This is a genomic window from Mycobacterium sp. (genome assembly GCF_049673265.1).
Taxonomy (GTDB): domain Bacteria; phylum Actinomycetota; class Actinomycetes; order Mycobacteriales; family Mycobacteriaceae; genus Mycobacterium.
In genome coordinates this window covers 1-15,962 of sequence record NZ_JBATXN010000261.1, presented here as the reverse complement: position 1 = coordinate 15,962, position 15,962 = coordinate 1, and the positions used below count along the sequence as shown (strand labels likewise).

Sequence of the window (15,962 nt, the reverse complement as noted above, 5' to 3'; positions counted from 1 at the left end):
CATGATTGTCGGGGGTCTCACGGCTGCTCTGCTGGCTAGCGGCAGCGGCGTCGCTCTTGCCGACCCTGACGCGCCTGACCCGAATGGGCCGAAGTGCTGGACATCCGGCGACTCTGGTTGGTTCCATTTGGAATATGCGCCCTGTGGGTGGACCTATTCCGATGCAGACGGCTGGCAGCACGTGCCACCGGAACCGGGCGCGCCAGGTCCCGGATAACCGGCGCAGGGCGCTCGACCTGGCTGCGTCGCCCAAATGCGGAGGTAGTCAGGTCACTTCTCTCGGCATGTGCCGATCCCAATGTGATCTCCTGGCTCGACGAACGCCCGTACCGCACAGCGCTTTCCAGCACGTTCGCTACCGCGACGTGAGCTGACGCAGCGCAGCACCGGTCTCGGCGCGGCCGTGGCCAATTCGCGCCTCCAGCGCGCCGGTGCCGTAAACCACGCACTTCGACTGCCGTGTATTCGGACACAAGCTCACATTGAGGCCGCACGTTTTGGTCGAATAGACCTAACGTCCGCGATCGCAGAAATGAGCAAATTCAATGGACGCACAGGACGAGCAAGACGCTGCCGCCCCGGCCGCGCTGATCACCGCCACCGGGCTGGGCGTGGACGGCGAGCACGGGCCACTGTTCTCGGGCATCGATCTCGCATTGACCCCCGGATTCCACGCCATCCAAATGCCCGGAGGACCGGGCCAGACAGCTCTGCTGTTGACACTTGCCGGCCGGCTGAAAGCCACGCACGGCACGGTGACCGTGCTGGGGGATTCGGAACCACGCGCGATCCGCCGACACTGCTCGATCGCGGCGTTCGCTGACATCGATGACCTCGAGGAGACGGTGACAGTGCAGACCGTGCTGGCCGAACAGCGCAGGTGGCTGGCGCCGTGGTACGCGCGGGTGCCGGTCGAGTCCGGTCAGCCCGAACTGGGCGAAGTCTTTGGGCAGATGCCCGTGCCGTCGGCCGATTCATACATCGTGGAGCTGTCCGACTTGGAACTGTTCTTGCTGCGAATCACTCTCGCAGTGTTTTCCAATCGACCGATCCTCGTGGTCGGCGATCTCGAGCAGGTTCGCGACAACTCGCGGCGGGCCATCGCCGTCGAGCGGCTCGGCGCGATCGCCGCGCAACGCACGGTCGTTGTCGGGGTGACCAACCCGCTGGGCACTGATGCCCCCGACCACGACATACACGATCACCGCACGCTGACAGGAAAGGACTAACGATGCTTGCCGGGCTCGCATTTGGTTCGGAAATAAAGCGTTTCGGCCGCAGCCGAATGACTCGTGCGGCGATCGTGGTCTTGATGCTGCTTCCGCTGGTGTACGGAGCGTTGTACCTGTGGGCGTACTGGGATCCCTTCGGCCATGTGAACAAGATGCCTGTCGCACTCGTCAACTCCGACCGCGGTGCGGTCGTCTCAGGACAACAATTCAACGCCGGCTCCGAGATCGCCAAAGGTCTGACGGCCGACCGCAGCCTGGACTGGCACGTCGTAAACCCCGACGAGGCGCGCGACGGAGTCGAACACGGCAGGTACTACTTCATGCTCGAGTTGCCGCCCGACTTCAGCGCGGCGATCGCATCGCCAGTCACCGGACAACCAAGGCAAGCCAACCTCATCGCCGTTTACAACGACGCCAACAACTACATCTCCACGAGCATCGGCCGCACCGCAATCAGCCAGGTACTCAACGCCGTATCGAGCCGGATATCCGGGCAGGCGGTCAATCAGGTGCTGTCTGTGGTCGTTTCGTCTGGCTCAGGAATCAAGCAGGCCGCTGACGGGGCGAAGCAACTCGCCGACGGAGCGGCGCGGGTCGATGACGGCGCCGGTCAGCTTTCAGCGGGTCTGCACACCGCACGATCCGGCTCGGCGCAGCTTGCCACCGGCGCCAAGCAGCTTTCCGACGGCATCAACGAGGCCACCGACCCGCTGCTCGCGGTGAGCAAGGCACTCTCGACGGTCGGCGGCAACACCGAACAGCTGCGCCAGGGCTCAGCCGCGATGCAGCAGGCCGCCGACCAGATCAATGCCATCGCCCTAGCGCAAGACGCCGCCGCTAACGGGCTCACCTCGGTGGTCAATCAACTTTCCGCAAGCCAAGATCCAGTAGCGAACAACGCTGCAGGGGCGCTACGGGGGATACAAGATCAGCTGCGACAGCACCAATTCACGCCGCAGATTCGTCAGCAGCTCACCGACGCGCAAAACGCCGCGATCGCGATGAGCTCCACGCTGGGTGCGCCGGGCAGCCCGCTGAAACCGGCCCTCGACCAAGTCGGCGGCAAGGGACAGGAGCTGACGAACAAGCTCAACCAACTACGCGACGGAGCCCAGCAGCTCGCTTCCGGGAACGCCGAATTGGCAAGCGGTATCGCCAAACTTGACGACGGAGCACAACAGCTGGCATCCGGCACCGCGCAACTGAAGGCCGGATCGGCCGGGCTGGCCACCAAGCTTGCTGACGGCGCCAAGCAGGTGCCCAACTGGACGCCCCAGCAGAAAGAGGCCGTCGCCGACACCATCGGTGGTCCCGTCAACCTGGAAACCACCCATGAGAACGCCGCACCTAACTTCGGCACCGGCATGGCGCCGTTCTTCCTTACCCTCGCCCTGTTTTTCGGTGCGCTTGTGCTCTGGATGGTGCTGCGGCCCTTGCAAAACCGCGCTATCGCCGCAGAGGTGATCGCCCTTCGAGTTGCCCTTTCCAGTTATCTACCGGCAGCGGTGATCGGGATCGTGCAGGCGATAATCCTGTATGGCGTGGTGCGATTCGCCCTCGGGATGCATGCCGCTCATCCTGTCGCGATGCTGGTCTTTATGGTCCTGATTTCTTGTGCGTTCGTCGCGGCGACTCAGGCGATCAACGCACTCGTCGGTCCGGCGGTAGGGCGGGTGCTGATCATGGCGTTACTCATGCTGCAGCTCGTCAGCGCTGGAGGCATGTATCCGGTCGAGACCACGTCGAAGCCATTCCAGGTACTGCATCGCTTTGACCCGATGACGTACGGCGTCAACGGATTACGTCAACTCATACTCGGCGGCATCGATTTTCGGTTGTGGCAAGCGGTGATCGTGTTGATCGGTATAGCAGCGGCCGCACTGACGATCTCGTGCCTATCAGCCAGGCGCAATCAGCTCTGGAACCTGACCAGACTGCTGCCGTCGATAAAAATCTGAGAGGCTAGTCCGGCCGCTTCGGCGGAAAATCCGCACGGTCGCTGATGGCATCGCGGTAGGCATGCAGCCGATTGGGAATCGTTCCCAGTACCGCGATGGTGTGGCCGCCACGCCCATACGCGGCGACGAACTCCCCGTCGTCGACATCGCCTTCAACTACTTCCACCGCATCGTAATCGGTTGGAACACCGAGCATCTGCAGCTTGACGTCATATTGGTCGGACCAAAAATACGGCACCGCGTCGAAGGTTTCGGCGTGCTCGGGGCCGGCCAGCAAGGTGTGCGCCGCAGCCGCGCCCTGACGTCCGGCGTCATCCCAGTGCTCGGTACGTAGATGTCGTTCATACAGCGGATGCCACCAGCGCGCCACATCCCCGGCGGCGACGACAATGCCGTCGCCGGTGTTGCCTTGGGCGACACCGGTCGCATCGCAGACCACCCCGTCGTCCAAATGCAGACCGGAGCCTTCCAGCCAGGCGGTGGTGGGAGTGACTCCCAGCCCGACGATGACGACATCGGCGGGGACTTGCGAACCGTCGGTGAGTCGAACTGCTTCCACGTGCCCGTTGCCGACAAATCCGTCGACACCCACGCCGACGCGCAGGTCCACTCCATGCTCGCGATGCAACTTCGCCCAGCAAGGCGCGAGCTCCGCACCCAATGCCTGAACCAATGGCCCGGAGGCCTTCTCAATGAGCGTCACATCCAGCCCGAGCGATCGGCAGGTCGCGGCGACCTCGCCGCCGATGAATCCCCCGCCAACCACCACGACCCGAGGACGCGAGCCGAGCCGTTCTCGAATGGCCAGACAGTCTTCGACTGTCCGCAGCAGAAGTACGCCTTCGGGGGCCGGGCCGCCCGGCCATCGGCGCGGCTCGGCGCCGGTCGCGATGACAAGTCCGTCGAAATCCAAGGACATGTTCTGGCCGTCGTCGCGGACCTGGACGGTACGTGTGGACATGTCCAGGCCGACCGCTGTCGCGCCTCTGAGCACCCGCGCATCCATGTCGAGTTGCGGCGCCATGTCGATGCCCGCTCGGTGCACCTGACCGCTGAGCAGCTTCTTCGACAACGGCGGCCGATGGTAGGGGGAGTGCCGTTCGGCGCCAACGATCGTGAGGTCGCCGTCATAGCCTTCCTGTCGTAGCGTCTCCGCCGCCCGCATCCCTGCCACGCCGGCACCCACGACGACAACCTGCTGTAACTGACGGTTTGTGGGCATACCGTCAGTCCTCCACCACTATCGCCTGGGTGGGGCAGGACACTTCGGCGGCCCTCAACGGTCCGCGTAGTTCCCGCGACGGCTGCTCTTGGAGCAGGTGCAGCCCGTCTTCTCGTACGTCGAAAACCTCGTGGCAAAGGCTCATACAGACGCCGTTGCCGTCGCAGGTGTCAAGGTCCACAGAAACTCTCATCGAACTGCGACCTTTCCTTCTAGATGAGCCCGTTCACGGGCGGCTTTCGCTGCCGGTGAATTCTTGATGTACTCAACGGCCATCGTCGTGACCGCTTCGGGACCCGGATGATGATGAGGCCGCATGTACCGGGCGGGCTGGGTCACCATGAGCTGCCAGGGACCGGGCAACTTGTACTCCCGGGCCGCACGCAGCCAATCTCGCCAGCGCCATTTCTGATCGATGGTCGGGTCGTGGGCCATCAAGTATTTCGCGCCGGCAATCCACCACCCGAAAAACAGCGGGGTGGTCATCAACATCGAGAAGGCTCTGATGAAGTAGTTGCCGCACACGTGCTGGTAGACGTCGAACACCAGCGAGCGGTGTTCCACCTCCTCGGCGCCGTGCCAGCGCAGCAGATCCAGCATCATCGGGTCGGTGCCCGCGTAATCCAGACCTCGGTTCTGCAACACCCATTGCCCCAACATCGCGGTGAAATGCTCGAGCGCCGCCACGTCAGCCAAACGCCGATACAACCACCAGCGCTGTAACGGCGGCGGGAAAAATCTGGGCGGATCACCGAGGGTCGCAGACAACGTTTTGCGGAGTCTCGAGGTGTAGGGCTTGGTGTCGATGCCTTGCTCGGCCAGATGGTCGAGCACCACTTGGTGCGCCCAGGCGTGCCAGGACTCCTGCTGGATAAACGGTTTGATCGCCGCCTCTAGCTCTGGGTCGTCGACCAGCGACGACGCTTCGAGCACGGCCTTGATGAAGTGCCGCTCGCCCTCGGGCAGGAGCAGATGCAGCACATTCATCATGTGGGTGGCGAAGGGATCGTCGGGCACCCAGTGCAACGGGGTCTCCGACCAGTCGAAGCGCACCATTCGCCGATAACGCGGGTGCCCGTCGTGGTGCAGTTCGACCTCTGGCATGAGAAGTTCCTCCCGCATGGATCGTCATTGAGTTCCGAAACAAGTGTTCACTCACCACGTACCCATCCCGACAGCCGACTATGCGTACCGCGCAGATCGGCTTCCTTGGAATTCGCTGGGCGTGCGCTCATGCGCCGACGGCGCGCTCCAAATCTTTCAGCGACGTCTCCAAGTGGCCCAGCATGCGCTGCAAATGGGGGACGCTGCGGCGGCAGCCGACAAGTCCGAAGTCGAGGTTGTCGGCGTTGTTGGTCACGGTGATGTTGACCGCCTGCCCGTCCAGCGCGATCGACAGCGGATAGTTGCCGTCCAACCGCGCACCACGCCAGTACAGCGGCTCAGGTCGACCGGTCGAGACGTTCGAAATCACGATGTTGAACGGCGGCGACGCGGTTGAGAGATAGCCGGGGATCAGCCCAAAGAACAACCCGCCGATGTTGAACGCCGACAACGCCAGCTGTTGAACGGGTGGCAGCTGCTGAAACACCTCTTTGGTGTCGCGGATCGACGTGCCGATGATCTCGAGCCGCTTTGCCGGGTCGTCGACATCGGTCGCCAGGTTGCACAGGAAGGTCCCGACCATGTTGCCGCCGCCGTCATCGCCGTCCTTGCGCAGATTGACCGGCACCATCGCGGTCAACGGGTCATCCGGCAGCGCGTTCTGATCGATCAGGTAGGCGCGAAGGGCTCCCGACGACATCGCGAGTATTACGTCGTTGACCGTGACGCCGGCGGCCGATTTGACCGCTTTGATGCGTTCTAACGACCAGGACTGCGCGGCTATTCGTCGGGCGCCGCCGATCCGAACATTGAACATGCTGCGGGGTGCCCGGAAGGGGAGGGTGAGCTGTTGTTCGAGCAGCGCTGCTCGTGCGAGCTTCAACATGGAAGGTGCCAACGCCAACGCCGATCCCGTCACGTCGCTCGCCCGCTTCAGCACAGATGGTTGTTTTCCTTCCGGCTTACGTTGGCGCGGGCCCAGGCTCCAGGGGACCCGCACCTCGTCATCGTCGGGGTCTGTCGAAAAAGCGCGTTGCATCAGCCGCAGCGCCGAGACACCGTCCATCAGCGAGTGGTGATATTTGGTGTAGACGGCGTACCGGCCGTCCTCAAGACCTTCGACGAGGTGTGCCTCCCACAGCGGACGATGACGGTCGAGCAGGCTGCCATGCAACCGGGACGCGAGCTCCAACAGCTCGCGGACTCGTCCAGGCTCGGGGAGCGCCGAGCGGCGAAGGTGATAGTCGAGCTCAACGTCTTTGTCGATGGACCACGCGACGTTCGTGACGCCGCCGAAAAAGGCAGGGTGCTTGCTGAAGGTCGGTTGCACGTCCGTGCACTCGAGCATGGCCTGGTAGGACTCCCGGACGAAGTGAGGCCCGGCGTCCTCGGGGGGGTCAAAGAGCTGCAGCGATCCCACGTGCATCGGGTGTTCGCGTGACTCACCGATGAGGAACAGCGCATCCGTCGGCGATATCGGCTTCATGGTTCGACCCCATTCCGTGTGACAGCTGGTCTTCTCCATGTATCCAAAGCAGTCGAAGATCACACCCGCTGCGGGTAGGCATACGCAAGCCGGCAGCTATCGCTAGCGATCCCGCAGCGCGGTGAGGGCGCGTTGGTCGGCGGCATGGTTCGCCTCGGAGAGCGCGGCGTCCTCGGCGGTGGGGTCGGCGAACAGGAAACTGCCGGAGCCAGGCGAGCCGCCCGAGCCGAGTTTGTTCATCTTGGTAGGTACCGGGGCGCCCTGGTACGTCAGCGGTAACGTCCGCCCGAGCGGCTGGTGCAGTTCAACGTAGGCGCCGTGCGGCAAGCGCTTGATGATGCCGGTTTCGATGCCGTGCTCGAGCACCGCGCGGTCGCTGCGCTGTAGACCGATGGCCCAACGGTAGGTGATGAAGTAGACGATCGGCGGCAGCACGACCATGCCGATGCGCCCAATCCAGGTCGTCGCGTTGAGCGAGATATGGAATTTCAACGCGATGATGTCGTTCATCGCGCCAAGCGTGAGCACCAAGTAGAACGCGATTGCCATCGCTCCAATCGCGGTGCGCACCGGCACATCTCGCGGGCGCTGCAACAGGTTGTGGTGGGCGCGATCGCCGCTGAACCGCTTCTCCAGGAACGGATAGATGGTCAGCAAGACGAATACCAGGCCCATAATCAGCGCGACAGCAACCGTTGCCGGCACGGTGTGATGGCCGATGTAAAGCTCCCATGCCGGCCAGAGCCGCATTAACCCTTCCGGCCACATCATGTAGAAGTCGGGCTGGCTGCCCGCGGAAACTTGAGAAGGCCGGTAGGGACCCAGATTCCAGATGGGGTTGATCTGCAGCAGGCCGCCCATCAGGCCCAAGATGCCCACGATCAGCGCGAAGAATGCACCGGATTTGACCGCGAACACGGGCATCACCCGCACGCCGACGACATTGTGCTCGGTGCGCCCGGGGCCGGGGAACTGAGTGTGTTTCTGGAACCACACCAACGCCAAATGCGCCCCGATCAACGCCAAGATAATGGCGGGGAAGATCAAGATATGGATGGCGTAAAGCCGCGGGATCAAGACGTCGCCGGGGAAGTCGCCGCCGAATAGCGCCCAGTGCAACCATGTGCCAATCACCGGTAGTCCCAACGTGATCGACGACAGCGCGGCTCGCAACCCGATGCCGGACAACAGGTCGTCGGGCAGTGAATAGCCGAAGTAGCCCTCGAACATAGTGACGATGAGCAACAACGCGCCGATGACCCAATTGGCTTCGCGGGGCCGGCGGAACGCACCGGTGAAAAAGACGCGGGCCAAGTGCACCATGATCGCGGCGGCGAACATCAGCGCGGCCCAGTGGTGAATCTGGCGCACGAACAGTCCGCCACGGACCTCAAAGGAGATGTTGAGTGCTGACGCGTAGGCCCGCGACATCTCCACACCTCGCAACGGCTGGTATACGCCGTTGTAGGTGACCTCGGTCATGGACGGATCGAAAAACAGCGTCAGATAGACGCCGGTGACCAGCAAAACGATGAAGCTATAGAGCGCGATCTCGCCCAGCAAGAACGACCAATGCGTCGGGAAAACTTTGTTGAGCTGGCGTCGCACCGCCGCCGACGGGTGATAGCGCGCGTCGATGTCGTGGGCTTGGCGCGCCGCGATATTCGCCAGGCTGAGGCTCATGACGACCATCTCCTCACGGCCGAAACCGCAGCTACGCGGCCATGCCGTCTACTATGTGGCGTAGTACCACACAGCGTAGTACTACGTTGCGCCCAGGTAAAGAGATCGGTTCGAAGTGTCGCGCCCGGTTACCGGCCGGTGCGCTCGCGATGCTTGCAGCCCGGCCAACAGCAGGGCCGGCGCTTGCCTTCTTCCAGCTCTTCCTGGGTCCGGCGGATGCGGCGCTTTCGGGTCACGGCTTGCTTGGCGTCCTCGACCCAGCAGATGAACTCGTTGCGCGCCAACGGCGTGATGTCGGTCCATGCGGCGAGCGCCTCGTGATTGGCGATCAGCGCCTCACGCAAATCTGCGGGCATCTTGTGCACCACCCCACCCGGTACTCGCTGGCTGCCCACAGAAGACAGGCTAGCGACTACCGTGGGAGTCGTGGTTGCCGACGAGTCGGGGCGCACTTGGGAATTCGTCACTGCGCGGCCGCGGAGCGCTCCCGGTGTTGCGTCGATGGTGGGATACCGCGCCCGGGAGATTCCGGGCGTCGTGCATCGCGGCATGCCGTCGTCAACGCTGACCTTCATCGTCAGCCTCGATGACGGCGTGGAGGCGGCGGACACCGCCGAAGCGCTTCCAACGGCACGACCCAACCCGCTGCTTCTGGGCGGATTGCATACCCAGGCCGCGCATGTGCGTCAACGACATGGCCAAACCGGCGTGCAGTTGGCGGTACACCCGCTCGCCTCGCGCGCACTGTTCGGAATGCCCAGCGCCGAGCTGAGTCTGAGCGACTACGACGGCACCACCGTCTTGGGGCGGCGTGGCATCGAAATGCGCGAACGCGTAAGCGACGCCGGTCATTGGCGAGATGCGTTTGCGTTGATCGCCGAGTACTTGGTGGACATGCGAACATGCCGCGACCATTCGACGGTTCGTCCCGAAGTCGCCTACGCTTGGCATCTGCTGCAGCGCAGTCGCGGCCGAGCCCCGGTGAGCGCAGTTGCCGATCGAGTTGACTTGAGCGCCAGACATTTAACGACGTTATTCCACCGCGAGGTCGGACGTTCGCAGAAGACTGTTGCGATGCTGATGCGCTTTGAGCATGCCACCGCGCGGATCGCCGATTCGGTGCGCCAGCGTGCGCCGCTCGACCTGGCCGCCGTGGCCATGGACACCGGCTATAGCGATCAAGCCCACTTGAGCCGCGAATTCGTCCGATTCGCGGGTGCGCCGCCGCGGCGCTGGGTTGCCGAGGAGTTCCGAAACATTCAAGACGGCGGCCACGCGTCGGGATCAGACTGGGAGTATGACTACTCCTAACCCGACGGTATGGCTGACGCTGCAAGCTCATAACGCACCGAAGCTGATCGACTACTACGTAGATACTTTCGGCTTCGTTCTGACAGCGCGTTACGGCGACGGGGACACCGTTGACCATGCGCAACTGCACTGGCCAGAAGGAAGCGGTGGGATCATGCTCGGCAGCTACAAGCCGAATGGCGAGTGGTGCCGTGAACCCGGCACCGCAGGCGGCTACGTCGTGACTGCCGATCCGGACGCGCTCTATGAGCGGGTGCTTGGGCATAAAGCTGAGGTCGCGCGGCCGCTGGGCGAAACAGACTATGGTGCACGCGAATTCGCCGTCCGCGATCCCGAGGGCAACCTGTGGTCCTTCGGCGACTACCCCGGCGAACCGTTAGCGGCTGACTAATGCAAGCCACCAAAGTCATCGCCAACCTTCGGGTGGCCGATATCGAGGCCGCTAAGGGCTTCTACGCCGACTACCTCGGGCTGAGCAACGAGCAGTTCAACATGGGGTGGGTCGCCCGGTATACCTCTGCCGACTCCAGGGCGTTCGTTCAGCTCGTAACGAGCGATGCCACCGCCGCTGAAGACTCCGTCATTTCGGTCTGCACCGATGACATCGACAGCGCCTACGCAGAAGCCCAGGAACTCGGTTACGAAATCGTGCATCCATTAACGACGGAGGCATGGGGCTTGAGCCGGTTCTTCATACGAGCTCCGGACGGCAACGTCATCAACATCACCAACCATCGGGACAACGACCCGATGAGCGAAGCCGCGGGATGAAGGTCGACCGACCTCCGGAATTCCGCACGGTCACACCGCGGATGGTCGTCAGCGACGCCGCCGCTGCGGTCGAGTTCCTGCGCGCGGTCTTTGATGCCGTCGGCCAGCTGCGATCCGGGCGTCCGACGGAAATGCGCATCGGTGACTCTGTTGTCATGGTGACTTCGGCCGTCGAGCGCGAACTGTTCCCCGCTTTTCTCTACATCTACGTCGACGATGCGGACGTGGTCTATCACCGAGCCCTGACCGCAGGAGCAACGAGCCTGGAAGCGCCGTTTGATACGCCCTATGGCGACAGGCGGGCCATGGTGCGCGATCCATTCGGCAACGTCTTCCAGATCGCACACCGCACCGACGACCGCTGCTGAGTCAGCCCAACGACGAAATGGCCTCGACGGCTTCGGCTGCCGAGATCAAAGCGGTGGCGTAGTTAGGAATATTGACTTCCAGGGCCGCATGCATCTCGTCGTCGGAGTAGCTGGCGGTCGCATCCTTGACCACCGTGACTGCATAACCCAGTTCAGCGCCGTACCGGACAGTCGCTTCCAGGCACGTGTGGGCAATAAGTCCCATCATGATCAGCTGATGAATGCCATGCCTTCTGAGCAGAACATCCAGATCGGTATTGGCGAAACCGCTGGAACACCAATGTTCTTGCGCGACGACATCGCCCGGTTGGGGTTCGAACTCCCGACGGAGTTGCCCACCCCATGTTCCGTATTCGAACGTCCCGCGTGACCACGCCGCTTTCTGGATCGGCGCAATGTAAGTCCAGTCCTCGTAGTCACCGGGCCATACCGGTGGGGCAGCGCATAAAAGACGCGGATGCCGGTACTACGCGCAGCATTGAGGACTTGGCTCATGTGCGCGACGCAGTTGTTGGCTTCCGCAACACCTTTGAGGCGATCCCATACCTTGCCGCCTTCGGAAATGAAGTCGTTGTAGGGATCAATCACCACTAGGCCGGTGCGATTGATGTCATACGTCACGTCGTTCAATCTCACCACCGCGAGGATGTTTTGCACATGTGTGGAAGCGGGTACGCCGTGCGCATGTTAGCGAAATTCAACCTGATGAAACCTCTGGTAATTGGTGGAGCTGTTGCTGCGGCGATTGCTGTTACGCCTGTGGCAGCAGCTGAAACTTTCGTGGCCGGCCCAACGATGACTGGTACGCCGACCACCCACGTCGTGTTCAAGCAAGACCCAGGCGGGGGTGGCTGCGACGCCAACGGTACCTGCGGCTCCGGCGGCCAAGACAACGGTCCCGGCGGGGGTCCGGGCGGGCAAGGCTGTGTCCCGGGTGTTGGTTGCGGCTCCGGTGGCCAGTTCTGGGGCCCGGGCGGCGTGCCGGGCGGTAACGGATGTCTTCCGGGCGTCGGTTGCGGTTCCGGCCACGGGTGACCATCACTGAACATTTGACAATCGGCTGACTGTTCAGCTTTCCGGCTGCCGATACGCAACGAGTAGTCCGCGGGTTTGGACGGCATAGCCCTGGCCCTAGGCTCGGGGCATGCCCATCCCGTATGACGAGGTGCTGCGCGAGCAGATCGGCGAGCGTTTGGCAGGCCACGACCGTCGCGTCGTTGCCGACCCGATGAAGCGGCACGCGGCGGTGGCGGTAGTGCTCGTCGACTCAGAGGTCGGAGAGGACAGGATTGATCCGGCGCCGGTCGACGACTGGATCGGGGGACGCCCGATGCCGGAGGCCGGACTCGACGGCCGTATGGTCGATGTGTCCGGCGGTGCCGCTTTCCTGTTGTGCCGCAGGGCCTCTCGACTGACTTCGCACGCCGCACAGTGGGCACTTCCCGGCGGTCGTGTGGACCCCGGAGAAAGCGCGGTCGACGCGGCACTGCGGGAGCTCTACGAGGAAGTCGGGGTCGAACTGGCCGCCCCGACCGTGTTGGGACTACTCGATGACTATCCGACGCGGTCCGGATACGTCATCACGCCGGTTGTGATCTGGGGTGGCGGACGGCTCGACCCGCGACCGGCGCCCGACGAGGTCGTGGCGGTCTACCGAGTCGGGCTCCACCAACTGCAGCGCGCCGATTCGCCACGATTCATCGCCATCCCGGAAAGCCGTCGGCCGGTTGTGCAAATTCCGTTGGGGAACGACCTCATCCACGCACCGACCGGTGCGGTGCTGCTGCAGTTGCGCTGGCTATGTCTGGAGGGGCGCCCCGATCCGGTCGACGAGCTGGAGCAACCAGTCTTCGCTTGGAAGTAGGGCGGGCAACCGCCTCGTGGACCGCGTCGGGTCTGAGCTACACTCGTAGCGCTATCTCTACATAGATAGAGTCGCGACGAGGCGAGAAGGGATCCACCTATGACGGTGCAGGCTGTGCTGGAGGAGATCCGTAAGCGACCCGGCACCGGAGACGTGATTCCGATCATCGACCCCGCGACCGAAGAGCAGATCACCGAGTTCACCGATTGCGGCCCCGAAGCCATCAACGACGCTGTCGCGCGTGCCAAGGCGACTGCCGAGTCGGGCGTCTGGTCTGGCCTGCCCGACTACGACAGGGCAAAGGTGCTGTGGCGGGTCGCCGACCTGATCGACGAGAACGCCGACATCCTCGCCGAGCTCGAGTCGCTCAACGCCGGCATTCCGCCGGCTCAAGCACAGATCATCACCAAGGTCGGTTCCGAGTGGTTCCGCTACTACGCCGGCTGGTGCACCAAGATCGATGGGATCGCGCGTGACGTGAATACCGGCGGCCTCACCGGTATCGACTCGCACATGCACACCTATACATTGCGGGAGCCCTACGGGGTGGTGGGGCTGATCTTCCCGTGGAACGGTCCGGTCTTCAACTTCTGCGCCAAGCTCGCGCCCTCGCTTGCCGCGGGCTGCAGCAGCGTGGTCAAACCCGCTGAGGAGACGCCACTTTCGGCGCTCGTTCTGGACAGGATCTTGACCGAGGCCGGAGTGCCCGAGGGCGTGGTCAACTTGGTCAACGGCTACGGCCACACCGCCGGCGCGGCCATTACCGCGCACCCCGATGTCGAGAAGGTCGCCTTCACGGGGTCGACGGAAGTTGGCCGGGCGATCGTGCACGCGGCGGCGGACAGCAACCTCAACAAGGTCACCCTCGAACTCGGCGGCAAGTCGCCGGTGGTGATCTTCGACGACGCCAACCTGGACCTGGCCATCCCGATGGCCTCTTTCGGCACGTTCATTCACTCCGGTCAGGCGTGTGTGTGCGGCTCGCGCATCTTCGCTCAACGCGGCGTGTACGAGCGGGTCGTGGACGGCATCGCCAACATGGCGAACGTCATGCAACTAGGCGGGCCCAAAGACGAGGGCGCCATGGTCGGTCCGCTGATCAGCCAGAAACAGCTCACTCGCGTACTGGGCTACCTCGAGCAGGGCAAATCCGATGGCGTCGAACTGGTCACCGGTGGGCACCGGCTGGACCGCAAGGGCTATTTCGTGCACCCGACCGTGGTCACCAAGGTCGACCCGGATTCGAGCAGGCTGTTCCAGGAGGAGATCTTCGGTCCAGTCGTCACGATCCTGCCGTTCGACGACGAGGACGAAGCCGTCGCGCTGGCGAACAACAGTACCTACGGGCTGGCCGCCACCACATGGACCAATGACCTCGGCCGTGCACACCGACTGGCCAAGCGGCTCAAGGCTGGGACCGTGGGACTCAATTGTCAGATGCAGTTCGATCACTCGATGCCGTTCGGCGGCTACAAACAGTCCGGTTGGGGCTACGAGTCGGGCAAGGCCGGCATCGACACCTACCTTCAGACGAAGATCGTCTGGGCGCAGATGTAACGGTCGCGTGACCCCAGTAGTGTGATGCCGTGCTGCGTGGAGGTATAAGCGCGATCCAACGGTGGCAGTATCGCGGTGGACGGCCTGGATGGTCAGCGCGTATCACAAACCGATTGGGCGCCTTGAGTTTTGCAGCCGGCATCGGGCCGACGGGGGCGGCGACACTCGAAGTACGAGGTTACAAGTCGGGGCGGATGATTTCGTTTCCGGTCGTGATCGCCGACTACCAGGGCCAGCGCTATCTGGTGGCTATGCTTGGCCACAAGACCAATTGGGTGCGCAACCTGCGCGCCGACGGCCATGCGGTGTTGCGACGCGGTCGGCGCGAAAGTGTTTCGCTGGTGGAGGACGTGTCCGACAGACGAGCAGCGATCTTGCGTCGTCACCTGGAACTGGCCCCGGGCGCACGTCCATTCTTCCCGATCGACCGCCACGCGCCGCTTACGGACTTCGAGCAGATCGTCGAGCACTACCCCGTTTTTCGGGTCACCTAGCGGAAGCCGGGTCCGGGTTCGGGGGTGATGTTGCGGGCGGTGATCTTTTTCCGGCAATGGCCGCACACCAGAACCGGGTCGGCGACATGGCCGCATGGCTGGTGGCGCAACACGATTGGCGGACCGTCGGGATTCGCAAGGTGTTGATCGCCCCACTGCATGAGCACCACGATCGCAGCGAACAGGTCTCGTCCGGAGGCGGTCAGGTGGTATTCGTGACGATCGGGTTCTCGGGCGTAGGGCGCCTTTTCCAGCAGCCCGTTTTCCACAAGCGTTCGCAGCCGTGCGGAAAGGGTGGGCCGTGGGATCTGGAGGTTGCGAGCCAATTGGCCGAAGCGGCGCACCCCAAAGAATGCCTCGCGCAGGATCAGCAGTGTCCATCGCTCGCCGACGATCTCGAGCGTCCGAGCAACGGATTCGCCGTCGAAGCGATGGGCAAGTTCAGGGTAATCCATGGTTCAACCAATGTACCGGTTCAAAAACTAAACCGATAGTGCTAACGTAAATGAACCGCCACGTCTTCTGTGCAAAGTGAGGCCTCATGCAGGACACCGAAATCACCGCGATGCCCGCATTGTTGCGGGCCCGCGAGGTCGCCGATCTAGCACGTGGCATGGCAGATCAAATCGATGCTGACCGCAGACTGCCCGCCGAACTGGTTGACGCGCTGCGAGATTCGGGCCTGTTGCGGGCTGGTGCGCCGGTCGAGGTCGACGCGTTGGAGCTGCCCGCGGGCACAGCGTTGCGCTGCGCCGAGGAGGTCGCGCGCGGGGACGCATCGGCCGGTTGGTGCGTGTCGATCGCGATCACCAGCAGTCTGCTGGTCGCTTACCTGCCGCCGGTCAGCCGCGACGAGCTGTTCGGCGACTGACGGGCAGTTGCCGCGGGTGTGTGGGCACCCCAGGGCAAGGC

At 63.3% G+C, this 15,962-nt stretch carries 19 protein-coding genes and 1 pseudogene; 12 read left to right on the top strand and 8 right to left on the bottom strand.

Annotated elements, in window-relative coordinates; all coding sequences use genetic code 11:
- The 3 genes from WBF82_RS09225 to WBF82_RS09215 form a co-directional block, all read left to right on the top strand.
- On the top strand, positions 1–217 hold a 217-nt coding region (locus WBF82_RS09225; protein ID WP_424382743.1), incomplete at its 5' end, for a hypothetical protein.
- A 328-nt stretch (positions 218–545) separates the two neighbouring features.
- The gene (locus WBF82_RS09220; protein ID WP_424382742.1) at positions 546–1,229 is read left to right on the top strand and encodes a hypothetical protein; all 684 of its coding nucleotides are present in this window, start codon (positions 546–548) and stop codon (positions 1,227–1,229) included.
- 2 nt (positions 1,230–1,231) lie between these two features.
- Positions 1,232–3,190: a YhgE/Pip family protein gene (locus WBF82_RS09215; protein WP_424382741.1), complete on the top strand. Its 1,959-nt coding sequence runs from the start codon at positions 1,232–1,234 to the stop codon at positions 3,188–3,190.
- A gap of 4 nt (positions 3,191–3,194) precedes the next feature.
- Here WBF82_RS09215 and WBF82_RS09210 read toward each other — a convergent pair whose 3' ends face one another.
- From WBF82_RS09210 to WBF82_RS09185, 6 genes are all read right to left on the bottom strand, one after another.
- Positions 3,195–4,412: an NAD(P)/FAD-dependent oxidoreductase gene (locus WBF82_RS09210; protein ID WP_424382740.1), complete on the bottom strand. Its 1,218-nt coding sequence runs from the start codon at positions 4,410–4,412 to the stop codon at positions 3,195–3,197.
- A 4-nt stretch (positions 4,413–4,416) separates the two neighbouring features.
- A complete protein-coding gene (locus tag WBF82_RS09205; protein WP_424079616.1) occupies positions 4,417–4,605 on the bottom strand; it encodes a ferredoxin in 189 nt (62 codons plus the stop codon).
- Entirely contained in the window at positions 4,602–5,516 is a 915-nt protein-coding gene (locus WBF82_RS09200; RefSeq protein WP_424382739.1) for a metal-dependent hydrolase, read from the bottom strand. Before WBF82_RS09200 ends, WBF82_RS09205 begins: the two co-directional genes overlap by 4 nt.
- Before the next feature lie 127 nt (positions 5,517–5,643).
- Positions 5,644–7,002: a WS/DGAT/MGAT family O-acyltransferase gene (locus tag WBF82_RS09195; RefSeq protein WP_424382738.1), complete on the bottom strand. Its 1,359-nt coding sequence runs from the start codon at positions 7,000–7,002 to the stop codon at positions 5,644–5,646.
- 102 nt (positions 7,003–7,104) lie between these two features.
- Positions 7,105–8,685, bottom strand: coding sequence for a cytochrome b (locus WBF82_RS09190; RefSeq protein ID WP_424382737.1), 1,581 nt, complete (start codon positions 8,683–8,685; stop codon positions 7,105–7,107).
- Positions 8,686–8,813: 128 nt separating this feature from the next.
- Entirely contained in the window at positions 8,814–9,080 is a 267-nt protein-coding gene (locus tag WBF82_RS09185; protein ID WP_424382736.1) for a YdeI/OmpD-associated family protein, read from the bottom strand.
- A gap of 106 nt (positions 9,081–9,186) precedes the next feature.
- Between WBF82_RS09185 and WBF82_RS09180 the strand changes: the two genes are divergently transcribed.
- Genes WBF82_RS09180 through WBF82_RS09165 form a run of 4 tightly spaced genes read left to right on the top strand, consistent with a single transcriptional unit; the run spans position 9,187 to position 11,135 of the window.
- Positions 9,187–9,996 carry a helix-turn-helix domain-containing protein gene (locus WBF82_RS09180; protein WP_424382745.1) on the top strand — a complete coding sequence of 270 codons (810 nt, stop codon included), beginning with the start codon at positions 9,187–9,189 and terminating at the stop codon, positions 9,994–9,996.
- The gene (locus WBF82_RS09175) at positions 9,983–10,387 is read left to right on the top strand and encodes a VOC family protein (RefSeq protein ID WP_424382735.1); all 405 of its coding nucleotides are present in this window, start codon (positions 9,983–9,985) and stop codon (positions 10,385–10,387) included. Before WBF82_RS09180 ends, WBF82_RS09175 begins: the two co-directional genes overlap by 14 nt.
- Positions 10,387–10,767, top strand: a complete 381-nt coding sequence (locus tag WBF82_RS09170; protein ID WP_424382734.1) for a VOC family protein — start codon at positions 10,387–10,389, stop codon at positions 10,765–10,767. The genes WBF82_RS09175 and WBF82_RS09170 overlap by 1 nt, the downstream gene beginning before the upstream one ends.
- A 41-nt stretch (positions 10,768–10,808) precedes the next feature.
- On the top strand, positions 10,809–11,135 hold the full coding sequence (locus WBF82_RS09165; RefSeq protein ID WP_424382733.1) for a VOC family protein: 327 nt from the start codon (positions 10,809–10,811) through the stop codon (positions 11,133–11,135).
- Position 11,136: 1 nt separating this feature from the next.
- Here WBF82_RS09165 and WBF82_RS09160 read toward each other — a convergent pair whose 3' ends face one another.
- Positions 11,137–11,523, bottom strand: coding sequence for an isochorismatase family cysteine hydrolase (locus tag WBF82_RS09160; RefSeq protein ID WP_424382744.1), 387 nt, complete (start codon positions 11,521–11,523; stop codon positions 11,137–11,139).
- Positions 11,524–11,840: 317 nt separating this feature from the next.
- Here WBF82_RS09160 and WBF82_RS09155 point away from each other — a divergent pair, with 317 nt between their 5' ends.
- From WBF82_RS09155 to WBF82_RS09140, 4 genes are all read left to right on the top strand, one after another.
- A complete protein-coding gene (locus WBF82_RS09155) occupies positions 11,841–12,170 on the top strand; it encodes a PE-PGRS family protein (RefSeq protein ID WP_424382732.1) in 330 nt (109 codons plus the stop codon).
- Positions 12,171–12,279: 109 nt separating this feature from the next.
- Positions 12,280–12,999 (top strand): NUDIX hydrolase, encoded by a 720-nt coding sequence (locus WBF82_RS09150; RefSeq protein ID WP_424382731.1) that lies wholly within the window; start codon positions 12,280–12,282, stop codon positions 12,997–12,999.
- A 99-nt stretch (positions 13,000–13,098) separates the two neighbouring features.
- A complete protein-coding gene (locus WBF82_RS09145) occupies positions 13,099–14,556 on the top strand; it encodes an aldehyde dehydrogenase family protein (protein ID WP_424382730.1) in 1,458 nt (485 codons plus the stop codon).
- Positions 14,557–14,585: 29 nt separating this feature from the next.
- Positions 14,586–15,050: a nitroreductase/quinone reductase family protein gene (locus tag WBF82_RS09140; RefSeq protein ID WP_424382729.1), complete on the top strand. Its 465-nt coding sequence runs from the start codon at positions 14,586–14,588 to the stop codon at positions 15,048–15,050.
- Here WBF82_RS09140 and WBF82_RS09135 read toward each other — a convergent pair.
- Entirely contained in the window at positions 15,047–15,505 is a 459-nt protein-coding gene (locus tag WBF82_RS09135; RefSeq protein ID WP_424382728.1) for a winged helix-turn-helix transcriptional regulator, read from the bottom strand. The two genes, WBF82_RS09140 and WBF82_RS09135, sit on opposite strands and share 4 nt — an antisense overlap.
- Positions 15,506–15,615: 110 nt before the next feature.
- On the opposite strand from WBF82_RS09135, the pseudogene WBF82_RS09130 reads away from it, so the two are divergent.
- Positions 15,616–15,918: pseudogene (locus WBF82_RS09130) on the top strand (acyl-CoA dehydrogenase family protein); the annotation flags it as partial.
- Positions 15,919–15,962: the final 44 nt, after the last annotated feature.

Bases quoted from the DNA above. Each gene is read 5' to 3' on its own strand.
- WBF82_RS09220 (WP_424382742.1), top strand. From the start codon at position 546: ATGGACGCACAGGACGAGCAAGACGCTGCCGCCCCGGCCGCGCTGATC.
- WBF82_RS09215 (WP_424382741.1), top strand. From the start codon at position 1,232: ATGCTTGCCGGGCTCGCATTTGGTTCGGAAATAAAGCGTTTCGGCCGC.
- WBF82_RS09210 (WP_424382740.1), bottom strand. From the start codon at position 4,412: ATGCCCACAAACCGTCAGTTACAGCAGGTTGTCGTCGTGGGTGCCGGC.
- WBF82_RS09205 (WP_424079616.1), bottom strand. From the start codon at position 4,605: ATGAGAGTTTCTGTGGACCTTGACACCTGCGACGGCAACGGCGTCTGT.
- WBF82_RS09200 (WP_424382739.1), bottom strand. From the start codon at position 5,516: ATGCCAGAGGTCGAACTGCACCACGACGGGCACCCGCGTTATCGGCGA.
- WBF82_RS09195 (WP_424382738.1), bottom strand. From the start codon at position 7,002: ATGAAGCCGATATCGCCGACGGATGCGCTGTTCCTCATCGGTGAGTCA.
- WBF82_RS09190 (WP_424382737.1), bottom strand. From the start codon at position 8,685: ATGAGCCTCAGCCTGGCGAATATCGCGGCGCGCCAAGCCCACGACATC.
- WBF82_RS09180 (WP_424382745.1), top strand. From the start codon at position 9,187: ATGGTGGGATACCGCGCCCGGGAGATTCCGGGCGTCGTGCATCGCGGC.
- WBF82_RS09175 (WP_424382735.1), top strand. From the start codon at position 9,983: ATGACTACTCCTAACCCGACGGTATGGCTGACGCTGCAAGCTCATAAC.
- WBF82_RS09170 (WP_424382734.1), top strand. From the start codon at position 10,387: ATGCAAGCCACCAAAGTCATCGCCAACCTTCGGGTGGCCGATATCGAG.
- WBF82_RS09165 (WP_424382733.1), top strand. From the start codon at position 10,809: ATGGTCGTCAGCGACGCCGCCGCTGCGGTCGAGTTCCTGCGCGCGGTC.
- WBF82_RS09155 (WP_424382732.1), top strand. From the start codon at position 11,841: ATGAAACCTCTGGTAATTGGTGGAGCTGTTGCTGCGGCGATTGCTGTT.
- WBF82_RS09150 (WP_424382731.1), top strand. From the start codon at position 12,280: ATGCCCATCCCGTATGACGAGGTGCTGCGCGAGCAGATCGGCGAGCGT.
- WBF82_RS09145 (WP_424382730.1), top strand. From the start codon at position 13,099: ATGACGGTGCAGGCTGTGCTGGAGGAGATCCGTAAGCGACCCGGCACC.
- WBF82_RS09135 (WP_424382728.1), bottom strand. From the start codon at position 15,505: ATGGATTACCCTGAACTTGCCCATCGCTTCGACGGCGAATCCGTTGCT.